At 61.6% G+C, this 21,828-nt stretch carries 21 protein-coding genes; 18 read left to right on the forward strand and 3 right to left on the reverse strand.

Features of this window, described 5'->3' with window-relative positions; genetic code table 11:
• Window positions 1–2: 2 nt before the first annotated feature.
• From ACFJIU_RS04745 to ACFJIU_RS04765, 5 genes are read left to right on the forward strand one after another with little or no spacing between them, the layout of a single operon-like run.
• Window positions 3–1,295 carry an alpha/beta fold hydrolase gene (locus ACFJIU_RS04745; protein ID WP_379068057.1) on the forward strand — a complete coding sequence of 431 codons (1,293 nt, stop codon included), beginning with the start codon at window positions 3–5 and terminating at the stop codon, window positions 1,293–1,295.
• Window positions 1,292–1,981 (forward strand): TetR/AcrR family transcriptional regulator, encoded by a 690-nt coding sequence (locus ACFJIU_RS04750; protein ID WP_379068060.1) that lies wholly within the window; start codon window positions 1,292–1,294, stop codon window positions 1,979–1,981. The genes ACFJIU_RS04745 and ACFJIU_RS04750 overlap by 4 nt, the downstream gene beginning before the upstream one ends.
• Entirely contained in the window at window positions 1,971–3,311 is a 1,341-nt protein-coding gene (locus ACFJIU_RS04755; protein WP_379068062.1) for a glutamine synthetase family protein, read from the forward strand. The genes ACFJIU_RS04750 and ACFJIU_RS04755 overlap by 11 nt, the downstream gene beginning before the upstream one ends.
• A 5-nt stretch (window positions 3,312–3,316) precedes the next feature.
• Entirely contained in the window at window positions 3,317–4,507 is a 1,191-nt protein-coding gene (locus ACFJIU_RS04760; RefSeq protein WP_379068065.1) for a LysR substrate-binding domain-containing protein, read from the forward strand.
• Between the two features lies 1 nt (window position 4,508).
• Window positions 4,509–5,966: an APC family permease gene (locus ACFJIU_RS04765; protein WP_379068068.1), complete on the forward strand. Its 1,458-nt coding sequence runs from the start codon at window positions 4,509–4,511 to the stop codon at window positions 5,964–5,966.
• Between the two features lie 52 nt (window positions 5,967–6,018).
• On the opposite strand, the gene ACFJIU_RS04770 is transcribed toward ACFJIU_RS04765, so the two are convergent.
• The gene (locus ACFJIU_RS04770) at window positions 6,019–6,477 is read right to left on the reverse strand and encodes a MarR family winged helix-turn-helix transcriptional regulator (protein WP_379068071.1); all 459 of its coding nucleotides are present in this window, start codon (window positions 6,475–6,477) and stop codon (window positions 6,019–6,021) included.
• 125 nt (window positions 6,478–6,602) lie between these two features.
• On the opposite strand from ACFJIU_RS04770, the gene ACFJIU_RS04775 reads away from it, so the two are divergent.
• From ACFJIU_RS04775 to ACFJIU_RS04795, 5 genes are read left to right on the forward strand one after another with little or no spacing between them, the layout of a single operon-like run.
• Window positions 6,603–7,589, forward strand: coding sequence for an ABC transporter substrate-binding protein (locus ACFJIU_RS04775; protein WP_379068074.1), 987 nt, complete (start codon window positions 6,603–6,605; stop codon window positions 7,587–7,589).
• 42 nt (window positions 7,590–7,631) lie between these two features.
• Window positions 7,632–8,420: an ABC transporter ATP-binding protein gene (locus ACFJIU_RS04780; RefSeq protein WP_379072962.1), complete on the forward strand. Its 789-nt coding sequence runs from the start codon at window positions 7,632–7,634 to the stop codon at window positions 8,418–8,420.
• A 29-nt stretch (window positions 8,421–8,449) separates the two neighbouring features.
• On the forward strand, window positions 8,450–9,211 hold the full coding sequence (locus tag ACFJIU_RS04785; protein ID WP_379068077.1) for an ABC transporter permease: 762 nt from the start codon (window positions 8,450–8,452) through the stop codon (window positions 9,209–9,211).
• Window positions 9,208–9,978, forward strand: a complete 771-nt coding sequence (locus tag ACFJIU_RS04790; protein ID WP_379068080.1) for an ABC transporter permease — start codon at window positions 9,208–9,210, stop codon at window positions 9,976–9,978. The genes ACFJIU_RS04785 and ACFJIU_RS04790 overlap by 4 nt, the downstream gene beginning before the upstream one ends.
• 3 nt (window positions 9,979–9,981) lie before the next feature.
• Window positions 9,982–11,637, forward strand: coding sequence for an alkaline phosphatase family protein (locus tag ACFJIU_RS04795; protein ID WP_379068083.1), 1,656 nt, complete (start codon window positions 9,982–9,984; stop codon window positions 11,635–11,637).
• Between the two features lie 121 nt (window positions 11,638–11,758).
• Here ACFJIU_RS04795 and ACFJIU_RS04800 read toward each other — a convergent pair whose 3' ends face one another.
• A complete protein-coding gene (locus tag ACFJIU_RS04800; protein ID WP_379068086.1) occupies window positions 11,759–13,513 on the reverse strand; it encodes an amidohydrolase in 1,755 nt (584 codons plus the stop codon).
• 220 nt (window positions 13,514–13,733) lie between these two features.
• A complete protein-coding gene (locus ACFJIU_RS04805; protein WP_379068088.1) occupies window positions 13,734–14,486 on the reverse strand; it encodes an IclR family transcriptional regulator in 753 nt (250 codons plus the stop codon).
• Between the two features lie 109 nt (window positions 14,487–14,595).
• Here ACFJIU_RS04805 and ACFJIU_RS04810 point away from each other — a divergent pair, with 109 nt between their 5' ends.
• From ACFJIU_RS04810 to ACFJIU_RS04845, 8 genes are all read left to right on the forward strand, one after another.
• On the forward strand, window positions 14,596–15,630 hold the full coding sequence (locus tag ACFJIU_RS04810; RefSeq protein ID WP_379068091.1) for a cupin domain-containing protein: 1,035 nt from the start codon (window positions 14,596–14,598) through the stop codon (window positions 15,628–15,630).
• 2 nt (window positions 15,631–15,632) lie between these two features.
• The gene (locus tag ACFJIU_RS04815; RefSeq protein ID WP_379068094.1) at window positions 15,633–16,355 is read left to right on the forward strand and encodes a fumarylacetoacetate hydrolase family protein; all 723 of its coding nucleotides are present in this window, start codon (window positions 15,633–15,635) and stop codon (window positions 16,353–16,355) included.
• 23 nt (window positions 16,356–16,378) lie between these two features.
• Window positions 16,379–17,071, forward strand: coding sequence for a maleylacetoacetate isomerase (maiA, locus tag ACFJIU_RS04820; protein WP_379068097.1), 693 nt, complete (start codon window positions 16,379–16,381; stop codon window positions 17,069–17,071).
• A 42-nt stretch (window positions 17,072–17,113) separates the two neighbouring features.
• Window positions 17,114–18,139 (forward strand): TRAP transporter substrate-binding protein, encoded by a 1,026-nt coding sequence (locus ACFJIU_RS04825; RefSeq protein ID WP_379068100.1) that lies wholly within the window; start codon window positions 17,114–17,116, stop codon window positions 18,137–18,139.
• A 13-nt stretch (window positions 18,140–18,152) separates the two neighbouring features.
• A complete protein-coding gene (locus ACFJIU_RS04830) occupies window positions 18,153–18,695 on the forward strand; it encodes a TRAP transporter small permease (RefSeq protein ID WP_379068103.1) in 543 nt (180 codons plus the stop codon).
• The gene (locus ACFJIU_RS04835; protein ID WP_379068106.1) at window positions 18,695–19,996 is read left to right on the forward strand and encodes a TRAP transporter large permease; all 1,302 of its coding nucleotides are present in this window, start codon (window positions 18,695–18,697) and stop codon (window positions 19,994–19,996) included. The genes ACFJIU_RS04830 and ACFJIU_RS04835 overlap by 1 nt, the downstream gene beginning before the upstream one ends.
• Before the next feature lie 288 nt (window positions 19,997–20,284).
• Window positions 20,285–20,824 carry a sigma-70 family RNA polymerase sigma factor gene (locus ACFJIU_RS04840; protein ID WP_379068109.1) on the forward strand — a complete coding sequence of 180 codons (540 nt, stop codon included), beginning with the start codon at window positions 20,285–20,287 and terminating at the stop codon, window positions 20,822–20,824.
• Window positions 20,821–21,675, forward strand: coding sequence for an anti-sigma factor family protein (locus tag ACFJIU_RS04845; protein ID WP_379068112.1), 855 nt, complete (start codon window positions 20,821–20,823; stop codon window positions 21,673–21,675). Before ACFJIU_RS04840 ends, ACFJIU_RS04845 begins: the two co-directional genes overlap by 4 nt.
• Window positions 21,676–21,828 lie beyond the last annotated feature (153 nt).

Raw genomic sequence — 21,828 nt, forward strand, 5'->3', positions numbered from 1 at the left:
TCATGGCGCGCGATCAGGTCCAGGTCATCGGTCACAGTCCTGCCTCGCCGGAGGCGGTGTGGACTGTCGCCCGCGATTTCTGCGGCCATTGGCATCCGGGGGTTGCAACGATCCGCGCCGAGCGCGATGCGCGAGGATCGCTGGTTCGTGCGTTCACGGCACATGGCGAGGACACGCTTTATCGAGAGCGCCTGACCTTTCTCAGCGACAGCGACCGTTCGCTTGCCTACAGCCATCTGGACGGGATAGCGGGCATTGACAGTTATGATGCCCGCTTCACGGTCTCATCGGCCGAGGAAGGCGGCAGCACCATCGAGTGGGTTGCCGAGGTGGAAGCACCGGACGCCGAGCGTGCCGCCTCGGTTTGCCTGGGAACAAAGCCGATTTTCGAAGCTGGGATCGATGCGCTTTTCAAGCAGGTCGGGCGTCGGAGCGAAACCGAGGCCAGCGCAACGTTTTCGTCGATCGAAGGCGAGAATTTGAGCCTCGGCGAGACGCCGCGCCTGGCATTGACGGTCACACCAAGAAAACAGGGGCCTCTTTGCCTGTTCCTGCACGGCATTGGCGGCGGACGTACCAATTGGCTGCCGCAATTGTCTGCTGCCGGAAACCTCATGTCGGCGGCAGCACTTGATTTGCGCGGATATGGCGACAGCACGCTCGGGCCAAACCAATCCACCGTCGACGATTATTGTACCGACATCCTGCATATTCGAGAGATGCTGGGTGCGGACAGGTTGGTGCTGATCGGCCTTTCCTACGGTTCTTGGATCGCTACATCCTTTGCCATGCGTCATCCGGATCTGTTGGCCGGCCTGGTGCTCTCCGGTGGCTGTACCGGCATGTCCGAGGCAGGAGTGGAGGAACGGGAAGCTTTTCGCGTCAGCCGGCTGGTGCCGATCGATGCCGGCCAGACGCCGGCGGACTTTGCACCATCGGTGGTGAAGGTGCTGGCCGGCCCAAACGCGTCGCACGCGATCAGGATGCAGTTGCTGCAGTCCATGGCAGCGATACCGACCACGACCTATCGCGACGCGCTCATGTGTTTCACGAACCCGCTGGAGCGGTTCGATTTAGCGCGCCTGAGCATGCCCGTCCTCATGATGACCGGCGAACATGACCGGCTGGCTCCGCCGGCGGAAATCCGCGGTGTCGCGCACCGCATCCTGGCTCGGGCCTCGACACCCGACGTGCGCTACGAAACCATCGTGGACGCCGGGCACGTCTGCAATGTGGAGCAGCCGGCGGCTTACAACCGCATCCTGCTGGAATTCCTTGGGAAGCTGCCGAAATGACCATTCTTCCGCGTCGTCAGCAGAACCGGATCATTCGCGAGCGTCGCATCCTGGATGCTGCCCTGAAGGTGTTTTCCGAAACCGGTTATTCGGGCGCAACCATGGATGCGGTCGCCGTCCAGGCCGGCCTGTCGAAGCCGACGCTCTATCAGTATTTTGAATCCAAGGAGGCGCTGTTCTCGGCCATGCTGCTGGGCGAGCGCGACCTGATGCTGGAGTTCTTCCAGCATCCGTCCGGCGACGGCATGGTGGCCGATCTGCTGGGCTTCGCGTGGGATTATGCCGATACGGTCCTGCGTCCCGATCTGCTGTCGCTTGCCCGCCTCATCATCGGCGAAGTGCACCGTTTCCCCGAGATCGGTCACGCCTACCAGGAGTCCGGACCCGACCGGCTGCTGCGCGGCATCATGGAATATCTCGAGGGCCGTCGCGCGCACGGCCAGCTCGATTTCGAAGATACGGAACTGGCAGCGCAGGATCTCTGGGGCCTGATCCTGTCGGCACCCAGAAACCAGGCCCTCTATATGCCGGATCGTCTGCCGAGCCGGGCCGAAATCGAACGCTACATAAACAACGGTTTGCGCGTCTTCCTGAAGGCCTATTCGACACGGCCAGCGGAGGACGTCGCCACACTAGAAGCGCTCAAAAGCGCCCATTCCCTGCAGCAGGTGGAACATGACAGTTGATGAATATCTGGCCGATCCGACCAGCCGGTTCGCCACGGTTGCGATGGTCGATACAAATGGCCTTCTGCGCGGACAGATGGTTTCTGCCGGCAGCCTGAAAGGCATCGCAAAAAGTGGCATGGGCATGTCGCCGGTCACCTTGGCGCTCGATCCGACCGACGTGATCCAGCTCGTCCCTGGGGTCACAGACGGCACTTCGGATTTCCACGACGATCCGCTTGTCCTCGACACGTCGACGACGCGCCGTTTGCCTTGGTCAAAGCCTGGGCACGACCTGCTGGTATTGTCCAATTACTCCGGCGAAACAGCGCAGCTCTGCCCGCGTTCAATCCTGAAGCGGGTTCTCGATCGCGTGGGCGATGCCGGATATGTGCCCCGCTACGGCATGGAGCTCGAATACACGCTGTTCGACGAGACGACGGAGAGTGCGCGCGCCAAGGGCTATCGCAATCTCAGGACCGCGACGCATCACAACAGCCACGATCTCGTGCTCTACCAGGTTGAACAGACGGAATGGTACGAAGCAGTGGCTGCGATGTGCGAGCCGCTGCGCATTGATCTCGCCAAGATGCATGAGGAAATCGGCGGCGGCTTCCTCGAGGCCTGCATCGCTGCGGGCGAGGGGCTTGAGCCGGCGGACCAGCTGGTGCTGCTGAAGAACTTCCTGCGCGCTCTGGCACAGCGGCAGGGCAAATGCGTTACCTTCATGCCGCGCTGGACCGAAGCGGCCGACAGCCAGTCGATCCATGTCCACGTCTCACTGAAGGATCGCGACGGGAAGTCGGTCTTGCACGACCCGTCCCAGAAGAATGCCGTGTCGCAGACCTTCCGTCATTTCCTGGGCGGCCTGCAGACCTACATCGGCGACATGACGCTGCTGTTCCAGCCGACGGTCAACTCCTATCGCCGGTTTGCTCCGGGCACGTTCGCGCCGCCCGGCCTGAGCTGGGGTTACGAAAACCGCACCACCTGCTTCCGCATCGTCGGTCACGACGCAGGTTCGCTCCGGGTCGAGAACCGTCTGCCAGGCGCCGACACCAATCCGTATCTCACGGTTGCCGCAACCGTCGCCGCGGGCGTGGCTGGTATCCTGGAAAAGATCGAACCCGAGCCCGAGACAATTGGCAATGGTTACAGCCAGGAACCGGCGCGCGATTTTGCACGCTCCATGCCCGAGGCGATCGAACGACTGCGCGGATCCGCCTTTGCCAAGGACTGGTTCGGAACGCGCTTCGTCGAAGCGTTTTCCTCGACGCGCGAAAGCCAGCACAACGAGTTCCGGCGCAAGATTCCCGACGTGGAGCTGGAACGTTTCTTCGACCTGGGGTGAACGTCATGGATACGGACCTGCGTGCCCATTTCCTGGAAGGCATGAGCCGTGTCGCCTCCGCCGTCACCGTGGTGACGACGGACGGGGACGCAGGGCGGTTCGGCGTCACCGTTTCATCGATGACGTCTGTCTCGGCAGACACGACACGGCCATCTCTTTTGGTCAGCATCCATCATCTCAGCCCTGCCGGCGAGGCGATCAGAAAGAACCGTCGGTTTTGCGCCAATGTGCTCAGCGGCAATCAGAGTTTTGTCTCGGACCTGTTTTCCGGCCGTCTCAAGCATCTCAATGATGACAGGTTCAGCGCGATCCCCTGGCATGGAGGTGCAACCGGGGCGCCGATCATCGATGGCGCCATCGTCTCGCTGGACTGCGAACTGAAGACCGCCTTGCTCTGGGGCACGCATTTCATCCTTATCGGCGAGGTCGAGCAGATCGAGCTGTCCAGGCAACGCTCGCCGCTTGTCTATGCCAACCGGGGCTATCGCCGCGCCGTTCCGATCGCGCCTGACGATCACCAGACGCACAGCCCCGAGACCCAGCTGCGTGTCGGCTTCTTCATCACGCTTGGCCCGGAGTTCGTGCCTTCCCTCGTCGCGGACTTTGCCAATCAGTCGCCGGCTGTCGATCTCAGTCTGATGGAGGCGGATCACGACGACCTTGTCGAGCAGATGCGCTCCGGCAAGATCGAGGCCGCCATCACTTTCGGGACCGTCGACGAGCCGGAACTTGAAACCGAAGTGCTATGTCCTCCGGCGCCTCACGTGCTGTTGAACACCGATCATCCGCTTGCAACAAGGACCAGCCTGCGGCTGGCCGATGTCGCCGGTCTGCCGATGATCCTGTTGGATTATCCTTCCGTCCGAAGCGCCGTCACCGCCTTTTTCGAACGCAGCCAATTGAAGCCGCAGATCCGGCTGCAGTCGCCCTCCCTGGCGATGGTGCGTGGATTGGTAGCGCAGGGCCTGGGCTACTCGATCGTTCCGCAGGAACCTCAGAACAAAACCGCGTCGGACGGCACCGAGCTCCGGGCCATACCGCTCGACGAGGATTTCCCGGAAGGCGCCGTCGTCGCGGTTGCAAAGCGCGCGGACTGCCGGAGCGGGCTGGCGATGGATTTCATTTCGAAGTGCAGGCAGTCGTTTCGACGAACATCACAACAAACGCCGGCAAACGGTGACAAATGGGAGAGGTAACATGGCTCAGGAAGAGGCTATCGACATCAACAGCGGAGGGAGCAATCAGCTCCGCAAGAATTCGCTGGGGCTGATTGCAGTCACCTTCATGGTGATCTCCGCGGCGGCCCCGTTGACCGGTGTCGCCGGAGCGATGCCGCTGGCGTTCATGCTGGGGAACGGCACAGGTGTTCCAGCGACCTTCATCTTCGTAACCCTGGTGATGCTGGCTTTTGCCGCCGGCTATGTCGCCATGTCGCGTCATGTCACCAATGCAGGCGCCTTCTATGCCTATGCGGCGCGTGGGCTGGGCGGGCGTGTCGCCGGCGCGGTGGCGGTCACCGCGCTCGTTGCCTACAACGCCATGCAGTTTGGGCTGATCGGTCTGTTCGGTGGCATTGCCAGCGGTATCTTCGGGCAGTTCGGCTTGATGCTGCCCTGGTGGGGGTGGAGCCTTCTTGCCCTTCTGCTGGTCGGCTTTCTGGGGTACCGGCAAGTGGACCTGTCGGCCAAGGTCCTCGTCTTCGTGGTGGCGCTGGAATATCTGGTGGTGCTGATCGTCGACTTCGCCATCCTGGGCAAGGGTGGGGCGAATGGGCTCTCAATGAATTTCTTCGACCAGAACGCGATCTTCTCGGGTTCGCTGACGGCGGCGATCCTGTTTTGCATGGGCTGCTTCATCGGTTTCGAGGCGACGACGATCTATGCCGAGGAGGCGCGCGACCCGGAAAAGACGATACCGCGGGCGACCTATCTGTCGGTGCTGATGATTGGCATCTTCTTCATCTTCACGACATGGCTGCTGATCGTCGGTGTCGGCGCCGACAAGCTTGTTCCGACGATCCAGGCTTTGCCCGATCCTTCCATCTTCTTCTTCGATCTGGCTGGCCAATATGCCGGCGGCCCGGTGGCGACCATTGCCGGCATCCTGCTGGTATCCAGCTTGTTTGCGGCACTCTCCGCCTTCCACAATTACATCGCGCGCTACAGCTATGTGGCGGGCCGCGAAGGCCTGTTGCCGGCGGTGTTCGGCCAGACGCACGATACGCATCAGAGCCCGCATGTCGGTTCGGTGGTACAGACCGCCGGAGCGTTGATCGTGCTGGCGCTGTTTGCCGGGCTGGGGCTGGATCCGGTTCTCAACATGTTCACCTGGATCAGCCAGGTGGGCACGCTGGGCGTGCTGGCGATGATGACCGTGACCTCGGTCGCGGTGATCGCCTTTTTCCGCCGTACAGGTCACAAGGGCTCCGCCCTGACCACATTCATCCTGCCGCTGGTGTCGGGCCTGGTGATGGCCGGACTGTTTGTCTACATCTTTCTGCATTTCGGCGATCTGACCGGAACGACGGGTGGCGCGCTCGGCATCATTCTGCCATCGCTGATCCCGGCTGCCGCCATCGTGGGCTACATCCTTGCCTTGCGGCTGCAGCGCGCCGATCCGGCTCGCTTCGCCCGCATGGGTTTCAACCGGGACTGAGATCACATCGCTGTCGGGGCGCCACCGGGTGACGAGATCCGGTCGGCGTCCCTCAGCGATTGATTGACTGGAACAGCTTGTCGAGGAGTTTGATCAGCGTCTGCTGTTCTCGCTTGGAGAGGTCGACAAACATGTCGCGGTTCAATCTCCAGGCAAAATCCATGACCTCGGCATAGAGTTTCTCTGCCGAGGTCGTGAGCGCCAGAAGGATCGATCGGCGATCTTCGGTGCTTGTCGTCTTTGTCAACAAGTCCCGCTTGATCAAGCCGGCTACGTAACGGCTGACCTGCGCCTCATCCTGCTGCGTCGCGTGCGCCACCGCGCGAACGGACGGTTTGTCCAGATAGTGAACCGCGGCCAGCGTTCGCCACTCGCCCAATGTCAGTTTGTAGTCGCTCATCAGCATCGCATGGGCCTGGCGATCGTTGACCTTCGTCAACAGCGCCAGCCGATATGAGAACAGGTCGCGGATATCGCGCGGGTAAACCCATGGCGCCGGCGTGGCGTCCATTTCATCATCATATCGCTCTAGATTATTAGTTGACATTGTCAGGTAATTATCCTTGATATTATCAAATAAAAATGTGCCACGAAAACTGGCTCCCCGCAAGAAGGGACCCATGGAGGAGAAACAGCATGCCGACATTTTTCGGAAGACGCTTCGGCTGCAGGATTGCGGCCGTTCTTGTTGCCGGGGCTGCCCTGGTCGCGAGCATCGGCGTGGCTGGTGCGGAAAACGTCAAGCTCAGGTTTGCCTACCTGCTCGCCGATTCCGACCTGCCCATTCTTGTCGCGCAGAAGAACGGAGACTTCGCCAAGGCCGGGCTGGATGTCGAACTGACGGAAGTCCAGGGCGGGCCTGCCGTGGTTGCCGCAATCGCATCCGGTTCCGCTGACGTCGGTTACGCTTCGCCGGTGCCGCCGATCAACGCCCGTATCAACGGCATCAACGTCAAGATGGTGATGGCGCTGGGGCACGAGGTCGACCCTGACAAGAAATTCTCCTGGCTGGTGGCTTCGAAGGCTTCGGCCATCGCAGATCTTGCCGGCCTGAAGGGCAAGAAGGTCGCCGTCAACGCGAATGGCTCGCTGTGCGTGCTGACGCTGAGCGATCATATGGCCAAGGCCGGTCTCAAAATGGAGGATGTCGAACTGGTCGTGCTGCCGTTCCCGCAGCAGGAAGCGGCTCTCGAGCAGGGGGCGATCGACGCGACATGTACCGTCAATCCTTTCTTTTCCTCGATCGCCAAGAACCAGGCCGTCGGCGTCAAGATTCTCGCAGAGGGCGTGCTTGCCGATGAGCGCGAACCGGTGCTGAACGATGTCGTTTTCGCCACGGACGACTTCATTGCCAAGAACCCGGAGACGCTGAAGACCTTTGGCAAGGTCATCTTCGACACCCGCCAGAAACTGCTGGCCGACAGGGGAGCTATGGAAGCCGCGGCAACCGAGTTCCTCGGTCTGACGCCCGAGGCCGCGAGAGATTTCAAACTGCCCGTGGTCAAGCCCGAATTGACCATCTCCGAGGCCGAGGTCCAGGTCCTGCTCGATGCCATGAAGCGCGCCGGCATGCTCACGCAGGAGGTGCCGGTCAAGGACATGGTCTCCAACATGGCTCCCTGAAGGGAGCGGGAACTGCTGCCGAGGGAGGGAACTGTGGACGTGATGTTGGAAGCTCGGCAACTGGCGAAAGCTTACGGCGTGGGCAGAGATGCGCTTCAGGTGCTGGGCGGTATCTCGTTCGCTGTCGGCAGGGGCGAATTCGTCTCGATCGTCGGCCCCTCTGGATGCGGCAAGACGACCTTGTTGTTCGCTCTTGCCGGATTGCAGAGGGCGAGTTCTGGCACGGTGACCTTTAATGGGCGGCCCGTGACCGCGCCGCCGCGCGGGGTGGCGGTGGTGTTCCAGGACTATTCGCGTTCGCTTTTTCCCTGGAAAAGCAATCGTGACAATGTGGCCTTCGGCATGGTGCGGGTGGATGGCCTGTCTGCGGCTCAGAAGCGCGACAAGGCCCAGGAGATGCTGGAGGCAGTCGGCCTGCAGGGCTTTGAAGACAAATATCCCTGGCAGTTGTCGGGAGGCATGCAGCAGCGGGTTGCCATTGCACGCGGGTTAGCGTCGCAAAGCGAACTCCTGTTGCTGGATGAGCCGCTGGCTGCCGTCGATGCACAGACGCGCGCCGATATGCAGGACCTCCTCCTCGATCTCGCGGCGCGTTTCCAGCAGACCTGCCTGCTGGTGACGCATGACGTCGAGGAAGCTGTCTACATGGCCGACCGCGTCGTGGTGCTGACGCGACGCCCGACAGTCGTCGACCATGAAATAGCCATCGACCTCGGCAAGCGGCGCGACCAGATCACCACGCGCGAAGATCACAGGTTTCTTGCAGCACGCCACGACGTCATGACGAGCATCCGCTCATCGCGCACCGCCGCAGCGGCCACGGCAGCCTGACTATGAGGTCTTTCCGGCTTCTGGAGATTTTGGCCGGGTTTCGCGCCATCATCTCGTTCCTGATCATCATCATGATCTGGCAGTCCATCGCCTTGCTCGGCTTGGTGCCGGAAAAGTACTTTCCCAGCATCGTCGCAATCGCCGCCGGCTTTCGCGACATGATGATCTCGGGCGAGCTTGTTTCCGCTGAATTGCGCACGCTCTCGCGTGCCCTGCTCGGCATCGCAGCCGCGTCGATATTGGGCATCGGCCTTGCGGTTCTGGGCGACCTGTTTCCGTCCTTTCGTCGCGGCTTCGCGCCCATCGCCGCGCTGGTACAGCCCATTCCACCCGCAGCCCTCGTGCCGATGGCTGTCTTCATGCTCGGACTGGGACCCAAGCTCTATGCCTTCATCGTTGTCCTGGTCACGGTCTGGCCGCCTTACTTCAACGGCGTGTCAGCGCTCGCTGGCGTGTCGGATGTTCAAATCCGTACCGGCCAGATGCTGGGGCTGAGCCGGTGGCAGATCCTGCGGCAAATCAAACTCCCCGCTGCCATGCCGGAGATATTCGCTGGCATCCGCTACGCATCGAGCATCAGCTTGATCGCGGTTGTCGTTGCCGAGATGCTCGCCGGTCACGACGGCCTGGGTTTCCTGCTCATCCGCAAGGCCTTCGCCATTCGTATCCCTGAAGTCTACGCGCTGATGTTTGTCTGTGCCGCGAACGGCCTGATCATGAACACGGTCGTCAACGGATTGCGCTGGAAATTCGCCGGCTGGCAATTGCTCATGACGGGGCAGGCGGCATGAGCATTCTACGCAGTCGCCAAGGCTACAGTGCTCTCGTGCTGCCTGTCGTTCTGCTGCTTGCCTGGCAGGTGCTGGCGTGGCGTGCATCCACACCGTTGTTTCCCGGTCCCTGGCAGGTGGCTGTCTCCATCTGGCGGCTTTATCCGCAGATCGTCGGGCAGATCGGCTACACCTTGATGCGCGCCGCAGCAGGCTTCCTGCTCGCTGCGCTCGTGATGATCCCTCTGGGCATCCTGCTGGGTCGCCTGAAGACGGTTGGGTCTTTGCTCGAGCCGATCCTGGACATGCTGGCGACATTGCCGCCACCGGCTGTTGTCCCGATCGTGATGCTCTTTGCCGGAACCGGCGATGCCGCAAAAATCGCGGTCATCGCCTACGCTGCCGGCATTCCGCTGATCATGAACACCTATGAGGCGTCCAAGACACTGCACCCGATGGCCACGCTCGTGGCACGCTCCCTGCGCCTGCGTCGTCTCGAAACGATGATGTTCATCGACCTGCCGGCGTCGCTGCCGATGATCGCCACGGGTGTCCGGCTGGCTGTTGCCTCGGCTTTGCTGGTCAGTGTCACGGCCGAAATGCTGCTTGCCACCAACGGCATTGGGGTCTTCCTGCAGCGGCAGCAGGAGAATTTCCAGATCGCCAATGGATTGGCGGCCATCGCTTTCATTTCCATCGTCGGCCTGATCGTCAACGATCTCGTCCAGCGACTGGAGCGACGTCTGCTCTTTTGGCACTACCGCCTAGACCTGCACAATGAGAGGTGACCGATGCGTCGCAATGTCCTGTTCATCATGTGCGACCAGCTGCGCTTCGACTATCTGAGCTGCGCCGGGCACAAGACTTTGGCCACGCCGAACATCGACCGTCTCGCCAGCCGTGGCGTGCGTTTCACCAACGCCTATGTGCAGTCGACGGTTTGCGGTCCCTCACGCATGAGCGCTTATACAGGCCGCTACATGCGTTCGCATGGTTCGACCCAGAACGGCGTTCCGCTGCGTGTGGGCGAGCCGACACTTGGCGATCACCTGCGTGAGATCGGTGTCCGCTGCGCGCTGATCGGCAAGACACATATGACGGCAGACCTTGAGGGGATGGAGCGTCTCGGCATCAGTGCCGATTCCATCATCGGCGTCCATCTTTCCGAATGCGGCTTCGAGCCCTATGAGCGCGATGACGGGCTGCATCCGTCGAGCAGCTACGATCCCGACCCGACTTATGACGCCTATCTGCGGGAGCAGGGGTTCGATGCCGAGAACCCATGGGAACATTGGGCCAATTCCGGCGAAGGCGAGCAGGGCGAGAGCCTCAATGGCTGGCTGCTGGTCCATGCGGACAAGGCCGCACGCATCCCGGAGGAGCATTCCGAGACACCCTACATGACGCGTCGCGCAATGCGTTTCATCGAGGAGGCGGAAGCCGCGGGTCAGTCATGGTGCGCGCATCTCTCCTACATCAAGCCGCATTGGCCCTATATCGTGCCGGCGCCTTACCATGCCATGTACGACAAGGGCGACGTGCAACCTGCGGTCCGCAGTGAAGCCGAGCGCGTCGCGCCAAATCCGGTCTATGAGGCATTCCAGCAGGAGCGTTATTCTCGAAATTTCTCCCGGGACGAGGTCAGGGAGAAGGTAATCCCCTGCTACATGGCGCTGATCAAGCAGATCGACGATCAGCTTGGTCATTTGTTCGCCTTCATGGAGGAGCGCGGCCTGTTCGAAAACACGATGATCGTCTTCACATCGGATCATGGCGATTATCTCGGCGACCATTGGCTCGGCGAGAAGTACATGTTCCACGACGTTTCGGTCAAAGTGCCGATGATTGTCTACGATCCGTCCGGGGAGGCCGACAGCACCCGCGGCACGACCTCTGAAGCGCTGGTGGAGATGATCGACCTGGCGCCGACCTTCCTCGATCATTTCGGCGGCAGACAGAAATCCCACATTCTGGAGGGAAGGTCCCTGGCGCCATTGCTGCATGGGCCAAAGCCGAAAAACTGGCGGCGTTACGCGATCAGCGAATATGACTATGGCGCCGACCTGGCGAGGTTGAAGCTCAACCTCCCGCTCAGCGACTGCCGCCTCTTCATGATCACGGACGGGCGCTACAAGCTGATCCACGGCGAGGGCGTGCCGCCCATGCTGTTCGATCGCGCGGAAGATCCGCATGAGCTCAGCGACCTGGGCCAGAAAACAGAATTCGCGGATGTCGTCGCGACCTTGCGGGGAGCCTTGTTCCACTGGCTGGTTACGCCGAAGAACCGCATCACCGTGGAAGATCGATGGCTCACAGGGGACGACGACAAGCTGCGCCATTTCGATCCCGCCATCGTGCCTGGAATATTGATCGGCTACTGGGACGAAGCCGAACTCGCCGACGAGCATGAGGCGCGAAATGAATGGTTGAACAGGCAGGGTATCTGACGGCTCGTCGTTCTCGCGCTGAAGCGGAATGCAAGCTCGATCCCGGCGCACTGTGTTTGTCAAAAGCCCGCCAAGAGCATCGCTTTCGGCGGGCGTTTGCGCTTCGTATGGAAGCAGACCGCTATTTGTCGGCCTGGAATACTTTCTTTCCGCCGAACATGGTCCACAGCACCTTGGTGTCTGCGATCTCGGCAGGCGCAACGGCAAGGAGATCGCGATCGACCAGCACCAGATCGGCGGCCTTGCCGGGCTCGATCGAGCCGATACGGTCTGCACGCCGCACAGCCTGGGCGGCGTTGCGCGTATAGGCATAAAGCATTTGCTCAGCCGTCATCGCTTCTTCAGGGTTGAGTACCCCCTTGGTGCCTTGCCGAGTGATCGCGACGGTCATCGCCAGGAACGGATTTGGCGAGGTGACGGGCCAATCGCTGGCACCGGCGACGATGGCGCCGGCGTCTGCCAGCGAACGAGCCGGGTAGAGCGTTTTCGAGAGGCTTTCGTCCAGGTAGGGCTTGACCAGGTCGGTGGTGTATTCGTCTGCGCCGGACCACAGCAATTGCATGGAGGCGATGACGCCGAGCGCCTTGAAGCGTGATCTGTCCTCAGGCTTGACGACTTCCAGATGCGTGATCGTGTGAGGGATGCCGCTGTCGCCATTGGCCCGGCGGGCCGCCTCGATTGCGTCGAGCGCATCAGTTGTGGCGCGGTCACCGATGGCATGGATATGGACCAGCGCGCCGCGCCTGTCGGCTGCGGCCACCAGTGCCTTGAATTTGTCGGTTCCAATGACTTCCGGTCCCGGTGTGCCGAGATTCTTGTAGGGCAGGGAGAGCGATGCTGTCTGCGCCGGATATTCGATGACGCCATCGGCTAGGATCTTGATGCCTCCCACCATCAGGTTGGGTGTCCTGGGGAATTTTGCTGCCAGAGCGTCATAGACTTCCAGCGCCTCCGGGCCGCTCTTGGAGTTCAAAAGCACCATGCCCGTGACATGGGCGGTCAATTCACCAGCATCGGAAAGTGCCTTGTAGGCCGGCAGTACACCGAGGTCGTTCCGGGTCGGCACCATGTCGAAAAGCGGTGCGGCGGGGCGGCCATTCGATATCGGATCGAGCCAGGCGGTGACGCCGTTGCTGTTCATCACCTTCACTGCGCTGCGCGCCGACTCGACCATGGTCTGCTGCGAGACCGGCGGCACCGCCCCCATCACCTTGTCCCAGCCGGTGTCGGCACTGAAGCCATTCGGCGTGAAGTCCTGCGCGTGGCCGAAATACTTGCGTTCGGCTTCACTCAAGCCGGCGATGAAGTCCCGGGTTACCCCGGCTCTCTGCAGCAGGACCTTGTTGGCCCAGCCGGTATGAGCATCGGAGCCGGCGAGGATGACGGGCGTGTCGGCAAAGGGCGGTGCGTTGAACACCTTGTCCAGTGCCGTGACATCGTCCCAGTAGGCCGAGGTCAGATTGCCGATGCGCAGCGTGTCACCAATCATGCCGCGTCCGCTCTTCATCGAATCGGCAGCAAACCCTGCCAGTCGCTCCACGGAGGCATCACCCTGGGGCAATTCCGCGGCCACCAGGGTGAAACCTGCGAAGACCGCATGCACGTGGCTGTCGATCAATCCAGGCAGCAGCATCTTGCCGCCGAGGTCTTCGATCGCATAGCCGGGCTCCAGTGTCTTTTCGACGTCGGCCCGGCTGCCGACGGCGAGGATCGTGCCATCGCGCAACGCGACGGCCTCCGCGCCTGGTGACGCCGGATTCGCGGTGAATATCCTGCCGTTGACCAACAGAGTGTCTGCGGCAGACGCAGGCGCTCCGAGCGTAAGACTGACTACAGCGCCGAAAACGACGCTTCGGCGTTTGAGTGATGAGAACATGCTTTCTCCCCTTTCGACTTCGATGGCGAAGTCGAAAGGATTTTGGCCAGATATTTACGTATAAGGCAATAAATTTATCTATTTGTAATTTTGTGAGCGTCGTCGACCGCGGGCAATGTCCAGCGAGGAGCCGGCTGCACAGGCAGCGCAAACCGCAGATATTCATCTGACGTGATCTCGGAGCGGCAGCCGTAACTGGGGAACCACACGCCGGCGGCGGTCAGCCTTTGATGCTGTTCGCGGCCGCAGCGAGTTCGTGCGCGATCGCGCTGTCGGCGCCGTCCTTGCCAAACGCGCCGTCAAGCGCGGTCGCGGTCAAGGCGCAGGCCAGTGACCCGTCGAAGTCGAAGACCGGGACAGATAGCGCCGCCAGTCCCGGAATGACGGTGCCGTCGACGAAACCGACGCCTCGGATCCGGGTGTCTTCGACCTTCCTGTTGAGAAGATCCTTGTCCGTCGCTGCATTCGCTTCGCGGCGGGCAATCGGCGCCGTTGCGACCTCAGGCAGGAAAGCCATGAAAACGAGCCCGGTGGCAGAGCGTGTAATGGGCAGGACGCGGCCGAGGCCCAGGCTTGTCACCAGCGGGACGCCGCCGTGATGGGTCCGCACGATGACCGGACCCTGTTCCCCCCAGACACTGAGATGACCGGTCAGGCCATGTCGGTCGAGCAGATCGTTGAGCACTTTCTCGGCCTCGTCGATGACACTGCGGCGCGCCATCGCTGCAAGGCCAAGGCGGATCGCCAGGGGACCGAGATCGTACTTCCCATCCTTCTCGTGCTGCGAGGCCAGGCCGATGCGGATAAGGCTGGTGAGATAGCGGTGCAGCTTTGCCGCTGGCACGCCCGTGTCGATGCTCAATGTCTTGAGGTTGAGCGGTCCTGGGGCGGCCGCCAAAGCGCGCAGTACCTTGCCGACGAAATCGATCGACTGGATGCCGCGCCGATCATCCCCGTTTTCCTGGTCGTCCATTCGATACCTCGCTGAGGGCTTCATATCGTCAGCCTGCAAAAATCACAAATTCACTATTGCGTAATTAATTACGAAATGTAAAAACCGAAAAATCGCAATGGAGGAAACGATGGCGGCTTCGCAACCTGACGACTTTCGTGGGCGGCTTGGGCAGGAGGGCGTGTCGCCTTTGTGGGACGTGCTGGATGCGCTCGTGACGCCGAGACCAGCTCCACGGACAACATCCGCGGCATGGCGCTACGACACGTTGCGACCGCTTCTGGTCGAGGCAGGGGATCTGATCACCGCACGTGAGGCCGAACGGCGTGTCCTTATCCTCCAGAACCCTGCCATTCCCGGCCAGCATCGGACGACGGATACGCTCTACACCGGTCTGCAACTTGTCTTGCCCGGAGAAATCGCGCCGGCACACCGCCATACGCAGTCAGCGCTGCGTCTCGTCCTGGAGAGTGACGGCGCATGGACCGCGGTCGATGGCGAGCGGGTCGAGATGTCAAATTTCGACCTGGTACTGACGCCCAACTGGCGCTGGCACGAACATGGCAATGACGGGGCGACACCAGCCATCTGGCTCGACGGACTGGATATCCCCATCGTTTCGGCCTTTGCCGGAGGTTTCGCGGAGCATCTCGGCAACAATCCGCCGCCACCTGTCGTCCCTGCGGGCGACAGCAGGACACGCTACGGTTCAACCTTGAAGCCAGTAGCCGGCACTGCGGCAGATCGTGCGGCAAGCGACTATCCACTGTTTCACTATCCTTATGCCCAGTGGCGGAAAGCACTGGAGGATACGGCTGCCGCCAGCGATCCGGATCCGCATTTCGGTTGTGTCATGGAGTTCGCAAACCCGCTCGATGGCGCATCGGTGATGGGAACGATCTCGGCTTTCGTGCAACTCCTGCGTGCAGGCACGATGACGCGTCCGCGCCGCCAGAGCGCCAGTGCCGTCTATGTCGGTATCGAGGGGCATGCGGTGCTGACAGTGGACGGAAAGCGTTTCGAGATCGGCCCGCGCGATGTGGTGGCTGTGCCGTCCTGGGGTGAGGTGGCGATCGAAGCGGGCGCGTCGGATGCAGTCCTGTTCAGCTATTCGGACCGTGTCTGCATGGAAAAGCTCGGGCTTTGGCGCGAGCAGCGGGGGTGAACATGCCGGTTGCATTCGAACCCTGTCGCCCCACGCTGTTGGAAACCACGACTGCTGTCAGCTATCCGGTACGCCGTGTCTTCTGTGTTGGCCGCAACTATGAAGCCCATGCCCGAGAGATGGGACGTGACCCCGATCGGGAGCCTCCGTTCTTCTTCACCAAATGGGCCGAGACGGTCGTCAATGCCGATCCACAGGATGCCTGCCATATCGCCTATCCGCCCGAAACGCATAACTTCCATTTCGAGGTCGAACTGGTCGTAGCCATCGGTGCAGCGGGATTTCGGATCGACACCGCACAGGCGGAGCAGGCGATCTGGGGTTACGCGGTCGGGCTCGACATGACGCGCCGTGACCTGCAGCTCGAAGCCAGGGATCTCGGTCGTCCCTGGGACACCGGCAAGAATGTCGAGCGGTCCTCGCCAATGGGACGTCTGGTCGCAAAGGATGCATCCAGGGCGAACGGTTTCGATCCCGGGGCGGGGCGGATCACACTGTCGGTCGACGGTATCGCCAAGCAGGACGCCGACCTCGCGGAACTGATCTGGCCGGTCGAAGACATCGTCGCCCACATTTCGCGCTTCTATCGGCTGGCACCCGGCGACCTGATTTTCACGGGAACGCCGGCAGGCGTTGGTGCCGTCGTCCCGGGCAACCGATTGCTTGGTGAGATTGCAGGGCTGCCGCCGCTTGAGATCACCATCGCTCCGCCTGCCGGCAGTTGACTTTCCACAGCATCGGCCAAGCCATGTCTCTCGACACAGCCAGCAACAACAAGGAGCTCGAAGCGGGGCAACTACCCAACTTCACCTTCTACAACTACTTCCGCTCGTCGGCGGCCTACAGAGTGCGCATCGCCCTCAATCTCAAGGGGATAGTACCGGCTCGCACCGTCGACCTCGACATCAGGCGGGGCGAGCAGAAGGCAGGCGCATTCGGCGACGTGATCCCGCACGGTCTCGTTCCGGCCTTCTCCTGGGAGGGCGGGTTTCTGACCCAGTCCATCGCCATGATCGAATGGCTCGATGCATTGACGCCGCACCTGCCGCGGCTGGTTCCGGCTGATCCGTTCAAGGCATCGCAGGCGCGCGAGATCGCGCTTGCCGTAGCCTGCGACATCCATCCGCTGAACAACCTGCGGGTGCTCAGCTACCTGGGGCATCGGCTGGAGCTCTCGGAGGATGCGCGCCTGCAATGGTACCGGCATTGGGTCGAAGACGGATTTGCCGCCGTTGAGCGCATCCTTCGACTGAGGCGCCGGGAAGGACCGTTCGCCCTGGGCCTGCAGCCCACGCTGGCCGATGTGTGCCTGATACCGCAGGTCTTCAACGCACGGCGTTTCGATGTGCCACTTTCGACGTTCCCGCTGATCAACGAAGTGGTGGATCGGTGCGAGGCATTGGACGCATTCAGGAAAGCGAGCCCGGAGGCGGCTGTTTGAAGAAACGCCGGCAAAACCGGCGATCAAGGGAGGAGACATTCGATGCTTGGGAAAATGACCCGTCTTGCCGCGTTCGCCGCAGGCCTGCTGTGGTGCTGCTCGCTACAAGCGGCTGAAATAACACTGAAAATCAGCCATTATCTGCCTCCGGCGCACGGCTTTCAGGCCGATTTCCTCGGGCCGTGGACCAAGGAGCTGGAAGAGCGTACCGGCGGCAAGGTCAAGGCAGAGATCTTCGGGGCCGGTTCGGCCTATGGCGAGGCGGCGCGACAGTCTGACCAGGTCAAGGCGGGTGTCGTGGACATCGCGCTGGGACTTGCCGGCATTCCGCGCGGTCGCTTTCCGGCAACCTCGATCATCGAGTTGCCCTTCATGGTCGACAGGGCCGGTCCGGGCTCGCGGGCGCTGTGGGAACTCTACAAGGAAGGCGCGCTCGGCAAGGAGTACGATGACTTCAAGGTGCTGGCGCTTTTCGTCCATCACGGCGGTCTTTTTCACACGGTCAATCGTCCGGTTCGTTCGCTCGATGACCTGAAGGGGCTGCGTCTGCGCACGCCCAGCCCTGCGGTCTCGGCCATGCTGGAAGCATTGGGTGCCTCACCCGTCGGCATGCCGCCGGCGCAGATCTATGAAAGCCTCGAACGTGGCGTGCTCGATGGAGTGGTGACGACCTGGGATCTCGTCAGTGCCATCAAGCTCAACGAGACGCTGAAGTATCATACCGATGCACGCTCCTATGCGGCGGCTTTCTATGTCGTTATGAACAAGCAGAAGTACGATACGCTGCCCGAGGATGTCCGCAAGGTCATCGATGAGATGTCCGGTGACGCGCTGGTGGCGAAGTTCGGCCCCTGGTGGGACAAATGGGAGGCACGCGGCAAGGAGGATGCTGTCCGGCGCAAGCAGGAGATCATCGAGGTCGATGATGCGACGCGTGCGGCCTGGGCAAAACAGCTCCAGCCTATGACGGATGCCTATCTGGAAACGCTGGCTGGGGAGGGCGTCGCCGATCCCAAGGCGCTCTACCAGAAAGCAAAGGACCTCGTGGCGAAATATTCGGCCGAATAGTCGGGAGTTGCCAGTGTCCGATCTCTCCAGGGAAACCGGTGGCCGCGAGGCCGGGGTGCTCGCTCTCGTCAACGGCATAGAACGCCTTATGGCAGCCATGGCGATCGTCGGCATCGTCATGCTTGCCGGCGCGATAGCTCTGGTCGTCATCGACATCGTTCGACGACGACTGTTCGGTGGATCCGTGATCGGGGTCATCGACATCACCCAGCTTTGCGTGATGGCGGCCGCCTTCTGGTCGATCCCCTATGCATTCAGCAAAAAGGCCCACGTCGCGGTCGACTTCCTGGCAACGGACAAGTCGCCTGGACTGCGGATATTCGTCGCAATCGTCTCGACGCTGCTCAGCATCGGTTTGCTGGGCCTGATCCTGTCGCTCGCCTGGGTGCGGGCGATGGACACCTGGAACAACGGCGACATTTCGCAAGATCTCGGCATTCCGATGATCTGGTACTGGGGCTTCCTGCTCTCCGGGCTGGTGGCGGCCCTTGTTGCCGTCGCCGCTGTATTCCTGCGCGAGATGATCGAAGTCCACACGTCGAAGGGGGGCGAGTGATGACAAGTTATTGGGGTATTGCCGGTTTTGCCGCGGTGCTGCTGCTGTGCGGCCTGCGCGTGCCGATCGCAATTGCGATGGGGATAGTCGGCGCAGTTGGCTCCATCGCCCTGATGGGGTGGGCACCTTCCGCATTCCTGATGTCCAATCTGGCCTTCGAAGCTGTGTTTCCATATGGGCTATCGGTCATTCCGCTGTTCGTCTTCATGGGCGTTTTCGCTTCCTATTCCGGCCTTTCCCAGAACCTCTATGCCGGCATCAATGCCTTCGTTGGTCACCGCCGCGGCGGCCTGGCTGCGGCGACCGTTGGCGCCTGCGCCGTGTTTGGCGCGATCTGTGGTTCGTCGCTGGCGACATGCGCCACGCTCGGGCGTGTCGCATTGCCGGAAATGGACAAGCGCGGATATTCGCCGGCCTTTGCCGGGGCGACCGTTGCCGCCGGTGGAACCCTCGGCGTGCTCATCCCTCCATCCATCATTCTCGTGATCTATGGGTTGCTGACCCAGCAATCGATCGGTGCGTTGTTCGCAGCGGCCATGATTCCGGGCCTCATCGCGACGCTGCTCTACATGGCGGCGATCTGGTATCAGGTGAGGCGCAACCCGGCCCTCGCGCCGGCCGGGCCGCGCACGTCGCGGCGTGACTGGCTGAAGGCGATCGTGGGCATGTGGGACGCCCTGGTCCTTATCCTGCTGGTCATTGGCGGCATCTACAGCAAGGTCTTTTCACCGACCGAAGCAGCGGCCGTCGGCGCTGGCGCAGCCGTCGCCATCACCGCGCTGAAGCGCAGGCTGACGCTCGGGGTGTTCACGGTCGGTATTTCCGAGACCGCGCAGATGACCGGCATGATCTTCCTGATCCTGATCGGTGCGGCGCTTTTCAATCTTTTTATCGAGGCCAGCCGCCTGCCGGAGATGCTGGTTACCGTGATCGGTGCATCAGGGCTGCCGGCGCCGGCGATCGTGGCGATCATCATCGTGTTCTATGTCGTGCTGGGCTGCTTCATGGACAGCTTGTCGATGGTACTGCTCACCGTCACCCCGGTCTATGCGATCATCACGCAACTCGGTCTCGATCCGATCTGGTTCGGCGTCGTGCTGGTGACGGTTGCGGAGATCGGCCTGATCACGCCGCCAATCGGAATGAACCTGTTCGTCATCAAGTCGATCTCGCCCGGGCTGGCGCTTGCCGACCTGTGGCGAGGCATCCTGCCGTTCATTGGAGCCGACCTGGTCCGCGTCGTCGTCATCGCCTCCTTGCCGATGCTGTCTTTGTGGCTTCCCCGCCTGCTCGGGTTTTGAGCGAACGGAGGGATAAAGCGCACGACAGTCGGACGGCCACGAACTCCACTTGTCTGAAAAATGCGTCCCGGTTCGGGAATAATCTGCCCTGTCGCGTGGTCTTCTGCACGAATTGTCCGCGCGACAGGAAGGTTTTCATGTGCCACAGCCGTCTCGATCAGACTTACGCCAGCGTTTTCGGCGTTGCGAATAGCAGGGGCTTTTCTTCCAAAACAGGATTATCGTCGATCCGCTTCATGGTTTCTGCGCGAACGCTGGAAGGTCGCGAGGGATGCGTGTGATGTCGCCATGTTGAACGGTGAGGCGCAGGCGCGATTCAGCCAGGTGGTCATGCCCCATCTCGGCGATGCCCTTGCCCTGGCGCGGTGGCTCACGGGCAGTGCTGCCGATGCCGAGGATGTCGTGCAGGACGCCTGCATGAAGGCCTATGCGGGGATCGGCGGTTATGCCGGCGGAAACGCGAGGGCCTGGCTTTTGACGATCGTGCGCAACGCCTCCTACACATGGCTGGCCCGCAACCGTCCTCGTGGCATCGTCGCGGTTGGCGACTTGAACGATCTCGACGACATGAGCGCGGGACATCGGGAGCAGTATCCAGACGATGATAGTCCGGAAGCCAAACTGATCGCCAAAGCCGATCTGGCGGCGCTGGAGATTGCGATTGCGACCCTGCCGGAACCGTTTCGCGAAACGCTCGTGCTGCGTGACATCAACGGCCTGAGCTATCGCGACATTGCCGCCATGCTCGACGTGCCGATCGGCACCGTGATGTCTCGGCTGGCGCGTGCGCGCGGCCAGTTGATGTCTGACCTTGGGAGAGCGCGATGACTGCGCACAAAGATGGATTGCCTGAGGACAAGGCGGAAATGAAGATGATGGTCCACGCGCTGATCGATGGGGAGCTCGATGCGGCCATGGCACTGGCGATGGAGAGGCGCATCGCTGCCGACCCTGAACTTGCCGCGGAGCATGCACGGATCACGGCTTTGCGCATGGCGATGGGCAACCTGCCAAAAACGCAACCGACGCAGGCCTTTCTGGCTCGCATTCAGGCTATCGGAAGTGCCGATACCGAGCAGGTGGCGCAGACATCCGTGCTGCCTTTCCGCACGCAGTCGTCTCAATCCGGAACTGAGCGACGGCATCGGGGATGGTCAGCACGTTCCGCGACTTTCGACTGGCGTGCCCTGGCCGCATCGATCGCCATCACCGCGGTGGTGGCGAGCGGTGCTACGCAATGGGCAATGACAGGTGGCTCGGATGATTTTGCCGCAGCCGTGGCGAGTGGTCATCGCCGCAGCCTGCTGGCTGCCAATCCGGTCGATGTCGTCTCGTCAGACCGGCATACGGTCAAACCATGGCTTGATGGCCGGCTTGGCATGTCGCCGCCGGCCCCCGACCTTGCCAAGGAGGGATTTGCGCTTGTTGGTGGCCGGGTGGAGGTTGTTGATGGACAACCCATTCCTGCGCTGGTCTACCGCCACAACGAACATCTGATCACGCTTGTTGCTCAACCCCGGAATGGTGGCGCGGCGAGCAACCCTGTCGACCGTTCGGCGGACGGTTTTTCAATGGTGAGCTGGAGCGACCGCGCTTTCGCCTATTGGGCAATCACCGACATGGAACGATCCGGGCTCGATGAATTCGTCACCCGTTTTCGGGCTGCGGCTGCGATCTGATCCGGTGCTCGCCTGCGGCAGCAAAGCTGAGCAAATAGGGATGACGTTCATGGGTGACGGCCGTGCGAGCCGCGGCTTTCGGGCCGATTTCGCATGATCGCGTTGATGCCCGGCACGCAACTCCAGAGACAGGGCACCAATCTAAGGAAAGTG

It is taken from the genome of Mesorhizobium sp. UC74_2 (assembly GCF_042701485.1).
GTDB lineage: Bacteria > Pseudomonadota > Alphaproteobacteria > Rhizobiales > Rhizobiaceae > Mesorhizobium.